General features: G+C 42.2%; 11 protein-coding genes, 2 tRNA genes, 2 rRNA genes and 1 pseudogene. 12 read left to right on the forward strand and 4 right to left on the reverse strand.

Annotation, left to right across the window (positions count from 1 at the left end; all coding sequences use genetic code 11):
• From BG00_RS04305 to BG00_RS04360, 12 genes are all read left to right on the forward strand, one after another.
• Positions 1 to 77 (forward strand) — tRNA-Ile (locus tag BG00_RS04305).
• A gap of 111 nt (positions 78 to 188) precedes the next feature.
• Positions 189 to 264: transfer RNA gene (locus tag BG00_RS04310), tRNA-Ala, on the forward strand.
• A 304-nt stretch (positions 265 to 568) separates the two neighbouring features.
• A 23S ribosomal RNA gene (locus BG00_RS04315) occupies positions 569 to 3,455 on the forward strand.
• Positions 3,456 to 3,649: 194 nt separating this feature from the next.
• Positions 3,650 to 3,764 (forward strand): 5S ribosomal RNA (rrf, locus tag BG00_RS04320).
• Positions 3,765 to 4,124: 360 nt separating this feature from the next.
• Positions 4,125 to 5,057: a hypothetical protein gene (locus BG00_RS04325; RefSeq protein WP_036980768.1), complete on the forward strand. Its 933-nt coding sequence runs from the start codon at positions 4,125 to 4,127 to the stop codon at positions 5,055 to 5,057.
• A 25-nt stretch (positions 5,058 to 5,082) separates the two neighbouring features.
• Entirely contained in the window at positions 5,083 to 5,982 is a 900-nt protein-coding gene (locus BG00_RS04330) for a DUF350 domain-containing protein (RefSeq protein ID WP_013463678.1), read from the forward strand.
• Between the two features lie 4 nt (positions 5,983 to 5,986).
• Positions 5,987 to 7,708: a polyamine aminopropyltransferase gene (locus BG00_RS04335; protein ID WP_036980770.1), complete on the forward strand. Its 1,722-nt coding sequence runs from the start codon at positions 5,987 to 5,989 to the stop codon at positions 7,706 to 7,708.
• A gap of 80 nt (positions 7,709 to 7,788) precedes the next feature.
• The gene (locus tag BG00_RS04340) at positions 7,789 to 8,202 is read left to right on the forward strand and encodes a YjfI family protein (RefSeq protein WP_004335098.1); all 414 of its coding nucleotides are present in this window, start codon (positions 7,789 to 7,791) and stop codon (positions 8,200 to 8,202) included.
• A 24-nt stretch (positions 8,203 to 8,226) separates the two neighbouring features.
• Positions 8,227 to 8,919 carry a PspA/IM30 family protein gene (locus BG00_RS04345; protein ID WP_036980772.1) on the forward strand — a complete coding sequence of 231 codons (693 nt, stop codon included), beginning with the start codon at positions 8,227 to 8,229 and terminating at the stop codon, positions 8,917 to 8,919.
• Positions 8,920 to 8,990: 71 nt separating this feature from the next.
• Positions 8,991 to 9,629: a hypothetical protein gene (locus BG00_RS04350; protein ID WP_013463680.1), complete on the forward strand. Its 639-nt coding sequence runs from the start codon at positions 8,991 to 8,993 to the stop codon at positions 9,627 to 9,629.
• Complete coding sequence (locus BG00_RS04355) at positions 9,626 to 9,946, forward strand: hypothetical protein (RefSeq protein ID WP_008113280.1); 321 nt, start codon at positions 9,626 to 9,628, stop codon at positions 9,944 to 9,946. Before BG00_RS04350 ends, BG00_RS04355 begins: the two co-directional genes overlap by 4 nt.
• Before the next feature lie 64 nt (positions 9,947 to 10,010).
• Positions 10,011 to 10,196, forward strand: coding sequence for a hypothetical protein (locus BG00_RS04360; RefSeq protein WP_008113278.1), 186 nt, complete (start codon positions 10,011 to 10,013; stop codon positions 10,194 to 10,196).
• Between the two features lie 15 nt (positions 10,197 to 10,211).
• Here BG00_RS04360 and BG00_RS18470 read toward each other — a convergent pair.
• The 4 genes and pseudogenes from BG00_RS18470 to BG00_RS04380 all read right to left on the reverse strand — a co-directional run bounded on the left by BG00_RS18470 (position 10,212) and on the right by BG00_RS04380 (position 13,024).
• Positions 10,212 to 10,606 (reverse strand): annotated as a pseudogene (locus BG00_RS18470) (hypothetical protein).
• Between the two features lie 10 nt (positions 10,607 to 10,616).
• A complete protein-coding gene (locus BG00_RS04370) occupies positions 10,617 to 11,135 on the reverse strand; it encodes a hypothetical protein (RefSeq protein WP_175610069.1) in 519 nt (172 codons plus the stop codon).
• A 107-nt stretch (positions 11,136 to 11,242) separates the two neighbouring features.
• Positions 11,243 to 12,622, reverse strand: coding sequence for a class II fumarate hydratase (locus BG00_RS04375; protein WP_036980776.1), 1,380 nt, complete (start codon positions 12,620 to 12,622; stop codon positions 11,243 to 11,245).
• A gap of 216 nt (positions 12,623 to 12,838) precedes the next feature.
• On the reverse strand, positions 12,839 to 13,024 hold the full coding sequence (locus tag BG00_RS04380) for a hypothetical protein (protein WP_013463685.1): 186 nt from the start codon (positions 13,022 to 13,024) through the stop codon (positions 12,839 to 12,841).
• Between the last annotated feature and the right edge of the window lie 16 nt (positions 13,025 to 13,040).

Below are 13,040 nucleotides of genomic sequence, written 5' to 3' on the forward strand. Positions count from 1 at the left end.
GGGTCTGTAGCTCAGCTGGTTAGAGCGCACCCCTGATAAGGGTGAGGTCGGTAGTTCAAATCTACTCAGACCCACCACTTTGCTCCCATACTACGTTATGGCAAGCCTCGTTTAGTGAACTAAACGTCGTTATACCATGTCTTGTCTGGAAACAAAGTCGGTATACAAACAGTAAGGCCAGCATATGTGGGGCTATAGCTCAGCTGGGAGAGCGCCTGCCTTGCACGCAGGAGGTCAGCAGTTCGATCCTGCTTAGCTCCACCACTTTACTTCTTAAAAATAAATATTCTTTTATCGGGTGGCACAATCACCTGAGAATAGAGTGTGTTTAATTTTGAGAAGTTTTTGATTCTCTGCTCTTTAAAAATTTGGAAAAGCTGATAATAAAATTCGTATAAATAACAATGTTATTTGTACAGAGTTTTCAAAAGTAAAAAAGAATGATAGCAGTATCATTCAGTGCCATTTAATGAACGTTTCGTTTGTTGATTGGTATCTACTTTAGTATTCAATATTAACTTCTGGCGAAGTTAAACTGTCACAAAACAAAGACCCGTTTGGGTTGTATGGTTAAGTGACTAAGCGTACACGGTGGATGCCTTGGCAGTTGGAGGCGATGAAGGACGTATTAACTTGCGATAAGCCTAGTCAAGCTAGTAAAAAGCACTTGAGACTAGGATTTCCGAATGGGGAAACCCACCTGCTTGCAGGTATCGTTAACTGAATACATAGGTTAACGAGGCGAACGCGGAGAACTGAAACATCTAAGTACCCGTAGGAAAAGAAATCAACCGAGATTCCGAGAGTAGCGGCGAGCGAAATCGGAACAGCCCTTAAGCTTATTATGTGTTAATGGAAGGCTCTGGAAAGTGCCACGATACAGGGTGATAGTCCCGTACATGAAAACGCATTCTAAGTGAAATCGAGTAGGTCGGAGCACGTGAAACTTTGACTGAATATAGGTGGACCATCATCTAAGGCTAAATACTCCCAACTGACCGATAGTGAACCAGTACCGTGAGGGAAAGGCGAAAAGAACCCCTGTGAGGGGAGTGAAATAGAACCTGAAACCGTGTACGTACAAGCAGTAGGAGCAGACTTGTTGGGTGACTGCGTACCTTTTGTATAATGGGTCAGCGACTTATATTTTGTAGCGAGGTTAACCGATTAGGGTAGCCGTAGGGAAACCGAGTCTTAACTGGGCGAATAGTTGCAAGGTATAGACCCGAAACCCGGTGATCTAGCCATGGGCAGGTTGAAGGTTGAGTAACATCAACTGGAGGACCGAACCCACTAACGTTGAAAAGTTAGGGGATGACCTGTGGTTAGGAGTGAAAGGCTAATCAAACCGGGAGATAGCTGGTTCTCCCCGAAATCTATTTAGGTAGAGCCTCGGACGAATACTTACGGGGGTAGAGCACTGTTAAGGCTAGGGGGTCATCCCGACTTACCAACCCTTTGCAAACTCCGAATACCGTAAAGTACTATCCGGGAGACACACGGCGGGTGCTAACGTCCGTCGTGAAGAGGGAAACAACCCAGACCGCCAGCTAAGGTCCCAAAGTCATAGTTAAGTGGGAAACGATGTGGAAAGGCCCAGACAGCCAGGAGGTTGGCTTAGAAGCAGCCATCCTTTAAAGAAAGCGTAATAGCTCACTGGTCGAGTCGGTCTGCGCGGAAGATGTAACGGGGCTAAACTATGCACCGAAGCTGCGGATTCAAAATTTATTTTGAGTGGTAGGGGAGCGTTCTGTAAGCCGTTGAAGGTGTGCCGGGAGGCATGCTGGAGGTATCAGAAGTGCGAATGCTGACATGAGTAACGATAATGCGGGTGAAAAACCCGCACGCCGGAAGACCAAGGGTTCCTATCCCATGTTAATCAGGGTAGGGTAAGTCGACCCCTAAGGCGAGGCCGAAAGGCGTAGTCGATGGGAAACGGATTAATATTTCCGTACTTGGTATAATTGCGATGGGGGGACGGAGCAGGCTAAGCAAGCATGGCGATGGTAGTCCATGTGAAAGTGTGTAGGCTAGTGACTTAGGTAAATCCGGGTTGCTGTTAGGCTGAGACACGAGACGAGTCACCAAGGTGATGAAGTTGCTGATGCCATACTTCCAGGAAAAGCCTCTAAGCTTCAGATTATACCGAATCGTACCCCAAACCGACACAGGTGGTCAGGTAGAGAATACTAAGGCGCTTGAGAGAACTCGGGTGAAGGAACTAGGCAAAATCGTACCGTAACTTCGGGAGAAGGTACGCTCCTATCTGTGATGAGACTTGCTCTCTAAGCGGACGGGAGCCGCAGTGACCAGGTGGCTGGGACTGTTTATTAAAAACACAGCACTGTGCAAAATCGCAAGATGACGTATACGGTGTGACACCTGCCCGGTGCCGGAAGGTTAATTGATGGGGTTATCTTCGGAGAAGCTCTTGATCGAAGCCCCGGTAAACGGCGGCCGTAACTATAACGGTCCTAAGGTAGCGAAATTCCTTGTCGGGTAAGTTCCGACCTGCACGAATGGTGTAACCATGGCCACGCTGTCTCCACCCGAGACTCAGTGAAATTGAAATCGCAGTGAAGATGCTGTGTACCCGCGGCTAGACGGAAAGACCCCGTGAACCTTTACTACAGCTTGGCACTGAACATTGAACCTACATGTGTAGGATAGGTGGGAGACTTAGAAGCAGAGACGCTAGTTTTTGTGGAGTCGTCCTTGAAATACCACCCTTGTAGTTTTGATGTTCTAACGTTGGCCCCTGAATCGGGGTTACGGACAGTGCCTGGTGGGTAGTTTGACTGGGGCGGTCTCCTCCCAAAGAGTAACGGAGGAGCACGAAGGTTGGCTAAGTACGGTCGGACATCGTACGGTTAGTGTAATGGTAGAAGCCAGCTTAACTGCGAGACAGACACGTCGAGCAGGTACGAAAGTAGGTCATAGTGATCCGGTGGTTCTGAATGGAAGGGCCATCGCTCAACGGATAAAAGGTACTCCGGGGATAACAGGCTGATACCGCCCAAGAGTTCATATCGACGGCGGTGTTTGGCACCTCGATGTCGGCTCATCACATCCTGGGGCTGAAGTCGGTCCCAAGGGTATGGCTGTTCGCCATTTAAAGTGGTACGCGAGCTGGGTTTAGAACGTCGTGAGACAGTTCGGTCCCTATCTGCCGTGGGCGTTTGAGAATTGAGAGGGGTTGCTCCTAGTACGAGAGGACCGGAGTGAACGAACCGCTGGTGTTCGGGTTGTCATGCCAATGGCATTGCCCGGTAGCTACGTTCGGAACTGATAAGCGCTGAAAGCATCTAAGCGCGAAGCAGGCCTCGAGATGAGTTCTCACTAGACTTTTAAAGTCTCTGAAGGGCCGTTGAAGACGACAACGTTGATAGGCAAGATGTGGAAGTGGTGTGAGCCATTAAGCTAACCTGTACTAATTACCCGTGAGGCTTAACCATACAACGCCAAACGCGTTTTATGTGACAGTTTAAGCAAGAAGTTAATAGACTAAAGTAGATACTTGAAGACTTTATTATCAGAAATTCCAAATTTATGAGGTGACTCTTAGCGCGTAGCGTTAACATTGAGGCACCTTGCGCAAAGGAAATATAAGCACTACGTGCTTTGTCATTAATCCTTTGCACCATATTTGCTTGGTGACAATAGCGTTTTGGACCCACCTGACCCCATGCCGAACTCAGTAGTGAAACGAAACAGCGCCGATGATAGTGTAGCATTTGCTATGTGAAAGTAGGACATTACCAGGCTCCAAATTGAGAAAGCCCGACTAGCAATAGTCGGGCTTTTTTACGTCTGCAGGAAAGTGAAAAATAAAGGTAAAGGCATTAGGTTAAAGGAAGAAAATTGACCAGAACCGACCCCACGACATGCTACTGCGCTGTCGCTACGAAGTAGTATACCCACTCCAAATACAAGTCAGTGTTTAAGCCATGCGCTATAAGTTTTGAAGTATTATTATCAGCCCTGCTACTCTTTACTGATCTCAGTTATTCACCTTGCACTTTAAACTAGTCCCTAAATTATCATCTTGTTGCAATTTCATTGTTGGTTTAATAACTGTCCTGTGTAAAACTATCTAGGATAATTTAGTAAATCAGGTGACATGAATGTCGAATATAAAAGCTTGGAAACTTCTCAGCCTGTTTTGTTTGTTTACAGCACTGATTGGTTGTCAATCTAAAGAAGAACAGCTACAACAAACAATTCAAGAGTCCATTAAAAAGGCCGATGTTGAGCTTACTCAGCTTGGTAAAGCACTTGATAATGGTAGTATACGTAATGCGATTATTCTTAAAGAATACAGTCGTATCCTTAAACAACAGCAACCTGAACTCAGTAAGGTTGTTGATGTAGTTAGCCTTGATGCCACACGCCAGGGAGCCCTTTATAGTGGCTTAACCCAACGCCTTGATGATATTAAGGGTAATTACTTAATTCCTCCTTACGAAGACACTTTATACAATATTGATTTATTGCGTGAAGCCGCCAAGCCAACGTTATTTTCTGATGCCTTAACCGATCCTATTAATATGCTTGCGGATATGTCGAATGGTTCTTTGGCACGAGTTGGTGCTATAAGCCAAAAAGCTGAAGGCGAAGGGGTCGGTAACCAAATGGTAGGTAATCCTAACTATGGTAATTGGCAAACGAATAGTAGTGGTATTAGCTTTTGGCAATGGTACGGCATGTACCGTATTTTGGGTGATGTTTTTGACCGAGTTGAATACGGAAGTTGGAGTAAACGCCGTAAGTATAGTTACTACAATGACTATGGTCGTACTCGTTACTCAAGCCCTAAACAAATAAAAGCCCAAAGTGCATTAGAAACACGTACACGACAATCTTACCAACGCCAAGGCAAGCAGTTCACTAGTCCTTATGCGAGTAAAAAAACAGGTGCATCAGGTTTGAGTCGCAGCAGTTATACGCCGCCTAAAAGTCGCAGCAGTTACTCAAGAGCGAGTAGTTATAGCAATAATTCAGGATCGGTTCGTAACAGCAGTAGCAGAACCTCGCGCGGCGTAAGTCGTGGTAAGTAAAGAATAACGTTGGAGTTAGAATAATATGTATGAATTTAATGGAATAACTATGTGGTCTTTGCAAGCACTGTCTGTGGACTTTGCAATTATCATCTTACTATTTGTGAGTTTAAAGTATATTAAAGGTTGGGTATCTAATTTACACGCCAATGACGAAATTACTGAGCGCGATAACTTTGCATTTGGAATAAGCTTTGCCGCTGGTTTAGTCGCACTTGCGATTGTATTAACGGGTGTTAGTAGTGGTGCGTTTGCTGCTACGTTACAAAAAGAAGCTCTGTTAATGCTTGGCTATGGCGCATTAGCAATTTTGCTTATAAAGCTGGGTCACTTTTTCCAAGATAAAGTGGCACTGCGTAAAGTGAGCTTACATAACGAAATAGTTAAAGGTAACGTTACTGCGTCAATTATTGATTTTGGCCATGTAGTAAGTGTTGCAGTTGTTATCCGCTCTGCACTATTGTGGGTTGCTACTGAAGGTTGGCATGGCATTCCTATTGTTATTGCTGCGTTTGTCATTGGTAGTGTGGTATTGCTGTTAGTTAGCCAATATCGCGTGCAGTTATTTAAGCGCACCAATAAAAGTGGCGACTGCCTACAACAGGCTATTATTGATGGTAATTTAGCAGTAGGTGTTCGTTATGCAGGCTTTTTAATTGGTAGTGCATTAGCCATTACTGCTGCAACAGGCATTGCTCCTTATGCTGCTGACAATATTAATGCGAGTTTACTTTACTGGGCGCTAAGCGCCGTTGTTTGTTTGGTTGCTTTCATTTTACTGCACTTACTGACGATTAAAATCATTCTTGCTGGCTGTAATATTTCAGATGAAGTGAATCGTCAAAAGAATGTGGGTGTTGCCGCTATTTCTGCAGCTGTGTCATTTGCTGTCGGGATCACTATGGCCACACTACTGGGTGCATAATCACGTGTCATCAACTCAAGCTTCCCCAAGTAAATTTAAATTACTTGGGCATGATATTTTACTGATCACTGTTATGGCCGTACTCGCAGGATGCGGCCTTATTTATGAATACTTACTTTCTCATTACGCTGGCCGAGTACTCGGCTCAGTTGAGAGTGCAATTTACGCCATGATAGGCACTATGATTGTAGCTATGGGGATGGGTGCATTTTTAGCGCGTTGGTTTAAAGATGCCTTCACCGCATTTGCTTGGCTAGAGAGTATTATTGCGCTCATAGGTATGGGCTGTATATTAGCCATTGCCAGCATTATTGCCGTGAGTTATTCCCTCCCTCATTTATTATCAAGTATTTTTAATATTCCACCTGACGTTATTCTTAATGGTTACGTGTTTCAAAAGCTGCAAGAGTGGTCTCGCTTTTTACCTTATGTATTTGGCTTAATATTAGGGCTATTTATTGGTATGGAAATACCGCTTATTGCGCGTATTCGCCAGCATGTTTATGGACGTTTTTTAGAAAATAACGCCGGCACTATATATGGGGCTGACTATATTGGCGCTGGTATTGGCGCGGCAATTTGGGTGAGTATTATGCTCGCGATGCCAATAATGCAAGCCGCCGCTTGGACAGCGCTATTTAATATTATTGCCGGACTTGCCTTTTTATGGCGTTACCATAGCTATGTACGCTTTGCTAAGTTGCTATTGGTTTGCCATATATTACTGCTGGTGTTATTCGCTTTTATTTTGCAGTTTGGTAGTAGCTGGATGGATAACCTAAGTAACGTACTATACAAAGATAAAGTTATTTACTCTCAGGCGACTAAGTATCAACATGTGGTGCTAACAGAGCGTTTAAGTAAAAATCAGCCTCAGCCAATTACTGATCTATATTTAAATGGTCGTTTGCAGTTCTCTAGTGTAGATGAGCAAATATATCACTCAATGCTTGTTTATCCTGCAATGCTCGCATCTAATCGTCATGACCGTGTTTTGATTATTGGTGGCGGTGACGGATTAGCCATGCGTGATGTATTAAAGTGGCCAGTCAAAGAAGTCACACTAATTGATTTAGATGGCCAGCTACTGAATTTATTTGGCCATGAAGACGATAAATTCACACCGCCAGAAGAGATTAAACAGCGGTTGGTAGCACTCAATAATGAATCGATGCATGACCCGCGAGCAAATATTATTGTGGGCGATGCATTTTTAGAAGTCGAAAAGTTACTGGATCAGTCAAAGCAGTTCGATACTATTTTAATTGATTTGCCAGACCCTAATCACCCTGATCTTAATAAGATGTACAGCGATTACTTTTATAATCATGTACGCCAATTATTAGCGCCTGATGGTGCTATGGCGGTACAGTCAACATCGCCTTATCATGCGAAAAAGGCATTTTTAAGTATTGCTAAAACGGTGAAAGCCGCAGGTTTTGATTATGTAGAGCAATATCAGCAAAACATTCCTTCGTTTGGTCAATGGGGATGGACTATTGCGACTAAAATGGGGCAATCACCTAGTGCCCGTATTAGCAATATAACTGATATGCCAGTGCCATCTCGGTGGATTAGTAAAAAATATTTATTAGCGAGTTTTGCATTTCCTAATAACTATTTTGAACAAGTGAACGATATTGAAGTCAATAGGTTAGGTTCTGGTCGCTTATATGATTACTACCGAGCAGCTTGGCAAATAGAAAGTGAATTGTATAAAAATTAATAAAACATGGTTGACATAATATGTCGACCATGCGAATCTTAACTCAGACATAATATGTCATATGACGAAAAGGCAGAGACATGGAATTAAATGAACTTTCAATAAAATTAGCGTCTTTTGAAACCGAGGGTGCTAACTTTGAGTCTTTCTTGATTGCCAATCCAGGTGAGCAAGATGTTTTACAAGTCATTGTTGATGGAAATGACGAGCTTCCAATTTTTGTTACTCAAACACAAGAGCAATTACTATGTATTAGCTACTTGTTTGACGAAGATGAAGTAAAAAGTGAATTACGCAACGAGTTAAACGAAACATTACTGCGTTTAAACGTGCCAATTCCACTGAGTGCATTTGCTAAGATCGATAATAAATACGCGATTTTTGGTGCACTGTCGGTAAATTCATCTCTAGATGATGTTACCCACGAACTAGTGACATTAGCTGATAACGCTATAGATGCACTAGAAGCCGTGACCTTATATTTAAACGATTAGTAGCTAGTTAGTGGAGTTAAGATTATGAGTATTTTAAAAAAATTATTTACAGCAGTACGTGGCGGCGCACGTGAAGCAGGCGAAGCAATCGTTGATGCCAATGGTATTCGTATTTTTGAACAAGAAATTGCCGATGCACAAAATGCACTGAATCGTGCTAAAAAAAGCCTGACAGAAGTAATGGCTAAAGAGATGCAAACTAAGCGTAAAATTAGCGCAGTAGATGCATCAATTGCTGAGCACGAAGCGTATGCAGGTCAAGCCCTTGAAAAAGGGAATGAAGCATTAGCATTAGAAATTGCAGAAAAAATTGGTGACTTTGAAGCTGAGAAAGCCGAACACGAGCAAGTATTAGCGGGCTTTACTAATCACATAGTGACATTGAAGCAGCAAGTTAAAGATGCTGAAAAATCAATTAAAGAAAACCAGCGTCAGCTTACTATGGTTAAAACCACAGAAAGCGTTCAACAAGCGACAATGGCTGTAAATAGCACGCTTAATACTAATAATTCGTCAATGACGTCGGCGCGTCAGTCGCTTGAGCGTATTAAGCAACGCCAGCAAGACCGTACTGATCAATTAGGTGCTGCAAAGTCTCTAGAAGCAGATGTTAATGGCGACGATTTAAAAGCTAAAATGGCTGAAGCAGGTATTGGTGATACGAATCCAAAAAGTGCTGATATTTTAGCGCGCATTAAAGCGAAGCAAAATAGTTAACATTTAGAACCATATCAAAAAGGTAACCGAGTTTCGCTCCGTTACCTTTTTTGCTTACAGAGGCACCTTATATGTTTAATTTTTTCAAATCTAAAAAAAAGCCAGAACGTCAGCTTAATCATGCGAGTGACCTTAAAAAAGGCGACATGTTTACTGTCATTGATTCGTTTGCTTATCCTTCATGGCTTAAAGGTCAAACGTTGCGCGTTATTGATGTGCAAACGTATCAGTACCAACACAGCAGTGATACTGAATTTGTACTTGAAACTAACACTGGCCAAGTGGTGTTTTTACAAATAGAGCAAAATGATGGTGAACAGTGGGCAAACTTCTCTATAAAAATTCAGCGTGATGAAGTTGAAGAGATCTTTGGTCTTGATGAATTTGCGCGTATTTTTGATGAAGAGTCATTAACACATATCACGGTACAAAATACCCCTGAGCGTTTTATGCAATTTTTAGCGAAAAGCTATCAGCAAAGTGAATCGCCTTATGTTTGTTATTTTCATAATAAAGACTTTCGTGGCCAAACGCTGCCTCGCTATGAGCAAGAAGGTGGTGAACCATGCGAAATGATTTGCTTAGCCTCTCCTGATGAAGGGCATAGCGTTAATATAGAGATTTGGGAGGGAGGTGAAACAGAAGTCTCACTGACGTTAACTCGCCCAATTAGCGATATTGTTGATTTGTTTCCTGGAGATGCTCAGTGAGTGATGCTAAAGACAAGTGGTTGCGCCAAGAGCAAGCTGTGCGCGCCACGCAAATGGCATTTGATTTGAGTAGTGAGGTACAAAAGTCGATAAAAAAACAAGCTATCGATCAAGAGCTCACTCCCTCAGATATGATCCGTAAAATTTTAGGTCTTGATGTAAAGTCTAAAAAAACACGGCAACGACTATCGTTTAATTTAAATGATGACGAAATAGCGCAATTGGCTAGCCGGTTTGAAGTGGCAGTAGATGATAAAAGAGCGGTAAAGCAACAGGTAGCAGAGTTACTAATTGAGCATACAAAAAAGACTAAGTAACCCTTTTGCCTTCTTTATGTAAAATACTTACACTGGGGCTATTATTTTCTAAAAAAGTACCGCTGTGAATATCTTATTGATTGCCTACTTACTCATGTTTGCTTTATTTGGCACGGCGGCAAGCTACTTCGTGCGTTTTATATATGCTTACTGGGTACAGAAAAAAATGCCACTGGAATACATTTTTAAGGCAGGTGTGTGTATTTTCATGGTGGTGGTTATTTCGGTGTTAATACCACTATTAGATTAACACCGAAACGAACTGCTACTGGTAGTTAACTGTTTTACATTGATTATCAATACATAAAGAGTGGACTTCTAACACTGGTGAGCAGTCTTTGAACTCAAGCATTGCATTATCTAGTTGTTCTTGCTCAGTGATTTTTTGCGCTAATTGCTCTGCTTGTTCTTGAGAGTGATTTAATGTTGAGTACACAACATACTTACTCGGCCCCCCACAGACACGCGAGCAAACACCTAACATTGATAGCTGGCTGTACAGCTTTTATTACTTGTAAGCTCATTAAGTTAAGTATTTAAAACAGATTCACTCGCGTTTTGAGCTTTGCTTGATGTTAGTGCACTACTGCAACTGCTAAGCAGCATAGTCATAACAACACAGGTAGCTGATAGCTTAATTACGGATGACAAACAACTCATAATCTAATCCTTAAAATACACTTACCGCAGAGCCTTCAAGTTTAACACATTTATTTTCAACACACTGAGTGCTTGGCGCAGTTAAATGTTGGCAAATACTCATCATGCCTTTTTGCACATTATAGGTACTTTCTAATTGAGTGATAGTATCGCTTAGGGCTGAAACCTGCTCTTGGGGTGCGCTTTGTGTAGAGTACACAATGTAATCACTTGGTCCACCACAGGCACGGCTACCAACAGCACTGACTTTACACTGTGAACTAGTTGAACATTGTTTATCTGCTATGAGGTTATTTAATTTATTTTTTGCTGTTTTAATATCATCAAGCGACACTTCCTTTGCAGCATCAACCGGTAGTTGCTGTGCTATTTTATTTTCTCTATTCGCTTGTGGTAGTTTTTGTTGTGGTATCGGCGTAGACGTGTTTTCTACCGTATTGGTTTTAGTTTGCTCAGTTTCATTTGAGGTGCTTTCTAAGCAAGCTGTTAAGCAAAGCGGTAGTAGTAGAGCGAGTAATGGAGTACGCATAATCGTTCCTGATAGTGATGAATTATTCATCACTATCATACACGGTGCATTTATTACGGCAATAAAAACTCTACTATCAATATATTAAAGCGCCATTAATGGCGTTTTTACATTAACCCACCTTGGGTTAATTTAGCTGGATTGAGTAATGCCTCTAATTCTGAGCGAGATAGGTCTGTCTCTTGCTCGGCGATATCAATAATTGGCTTTGCTTGCTGGTAAGCTTGTTTGGCAATTTTTGCTGCTTTTTCATAGCCAATAACTGGGTTGAGTGCAGTAACTAAAATAGGATTTTTAGTCAGCGCTTTATCAATCTGTGCTTGATTAACTTTAAAGCTAGTTATGGCTTTATCCGCTAGTGCTTGCGCACTGTTAGCAAGTATCTCTGTACTTTGCAGGATATTATAAGCAATCACGGGTAGCATTACGTTAAGCTCAAAGTTGCCAGCTTGGCCTGCTACGGTAATTGTGGCGTCGTTACCGATGACTTGCGCACTAGCCATTGCAGCGGCTTCTGGGATCACCGGGTTCACTTTGCCAGGCATAATGGATGAACCAGGCTGCAATGCTTCAAGCTCTATTTCACCAAGTCCCGCAAGCGGCCCTGAATTCATCCAACGTAGATCGTTGGCTATTTTCATTTGCGCAACGGCATAGACTTTCAGCTGCCCTGATAAAGCCACAATGGCATCTTGCGATCCAATATTATAAAAAAAGTTATCACTGGGGATAAAGTTAATCCCTACTTTTTCACTTAGCTGTTTGGCAAATAGAGCGGCAAATTGTGGGTCGGCATTAATACCTGTGCCGACCGCTGTTCCCCCCTGAGCCAGTTCACAAACACGTATTAGTGCATGCTCAATACCGCGGGCTGCGTGCTTTACCTGCGATTGCCATGCGCTGAGTGTTTGCTCAAAGGTCACTGGCATTGCATCCATTAAATGAGTGCGCCCAGTTTTAACTATATGACCGATGTCTGCTTTTTTCTGCTCTAAGGCGTCGGCTAAGTTTGCTAGTGCTGGCAGTAATTTTTTATCAACACTGATAGCACTGCTTAAGGCGATTGCAGTGGGAATAACATCATTCGAGCTTTGTCCCATATTCACATCGTCGTTAGGGTGAATAGGTTGATTAGCATGTTTTGAAGCCAAACTTGCAATAACTTCGTTGGCATTCATATTTGAGCTGGTACCTGATCCCGTTTGAAAAATATCAACGGGGAAATGCTCATAATGCTGACCATCAATAATTTCTTGGCAGGCATGCTCGATTGCATTTGCTTTTGTTTTATCTAAATGGCCAAGCTTTAAATTGGTTAATGCTGCGGCTTGTTTTATATACGCTAAAGCAATAATAAATTGCTGTGGCATGGTGAGGTTGCTAATCGTAAAGTTATTAATGGCGCGTTGGGTTTGTGCTTTATAAAGTGCGTTAACGGGTACGTCGAGTGTGCCCATGCTATCTGATTCTGTTCTAAAGTTACTCATTAGTACTCCTAAAAAAGAGAATATATGACATTAAACTACGCTATAAAAAAAGATATGGTGCTGTTATTGCTATTTACAACGGTATAGCTAAAAAGTAGGGGGCGTCAAGGCAAGTTAACAAGTGGGATTAAAACTAAAAAGTCGACTTAAACGGATTTTAAGTCGACTTAAATAATGTATTTATATAAACAGCCAGTTATAAGGCTAAACAGAACTTTAATTGTAGCCAAGAATAAATATTTGGTCTGTTTCATGTTTGTTTTGTGCCTTTTGAGTGTGTTTTACATGAGAAAGTAAGTCGATAACCGTTGCTCTACAATCTGTTTCATGACTCGTTTTATCTAGGCTTTTATCGGTAATTGCCATTACAGCGTCTACGGCGGTATAGGGTGAAATATACATAATGTTATCCTTTTGT

It is taken from the genome of Pseudoalteromonas sp. SCSIO_11900, assembly GCF_000576475.1.
Lineage (GTDB): Bacteria > Pseudomonadota > Gammaproteobacteria > Enterobacterales > Alteromonadaceae > Pseudoalteromonas > Pseudoalteromonas tetraodonis.

Coding starts and splice junctions, on each gene's coding strand:
- BG00_RS04325 (WP_036980768.1), top strand. CDS start 4,125: ATGTCGAATATAAAAGCTTGGAAACTTCTCAGCCTGTTTTGTTTGTTT.
- BG00_RS04330 (WP_013463678.1), top strand. CDS start 5,083: ATGTATGAATTTAATGGAATAACTATGTGGTCTTTGCAAGCACTGTCT.
- BG00_RS04340 (WP_004335098.1), top strand. CDS start 7,789: ATGGAATTAAATGAACTTTCAATAAAATTAGCGTCTTTTGAAACCGAG.
- BG00_RS04345 (WP_036980772.1), top strand. CDS start 8,227: ATGAGTATTTTAAAAAAATTATTTACAGCAGTACGTGGCGGCGCACGT.
- BG00_RS04350 (WP_013463680.1), top strand. CDS start 8,991: ATGTTTAATTTTTTCAAATCTAAAAAAAAGCCAGAACGTCAGCTTAAT.
- BG00_RS04370 (WP_175610069.1), bottom strand. CDS start 11,135: ATGCGTACTCCATTACTCGCTCTACTACTACCGCTTTGCTTAACAGCT.
- BG00_RS04375 (WP_036980776.1), bottom strand. CDS start 12,622: ATGAGTAACTTTAGAACAGAATCAGATAGCATGGGCACACTCGACGTA.
- BG00_RS04380 (WP_013463685.1), bottom strand. CDS start 13,024: ATGTATATTTCACCCTATACCGCCGTAGACGCTGTAATGGCAATTACC.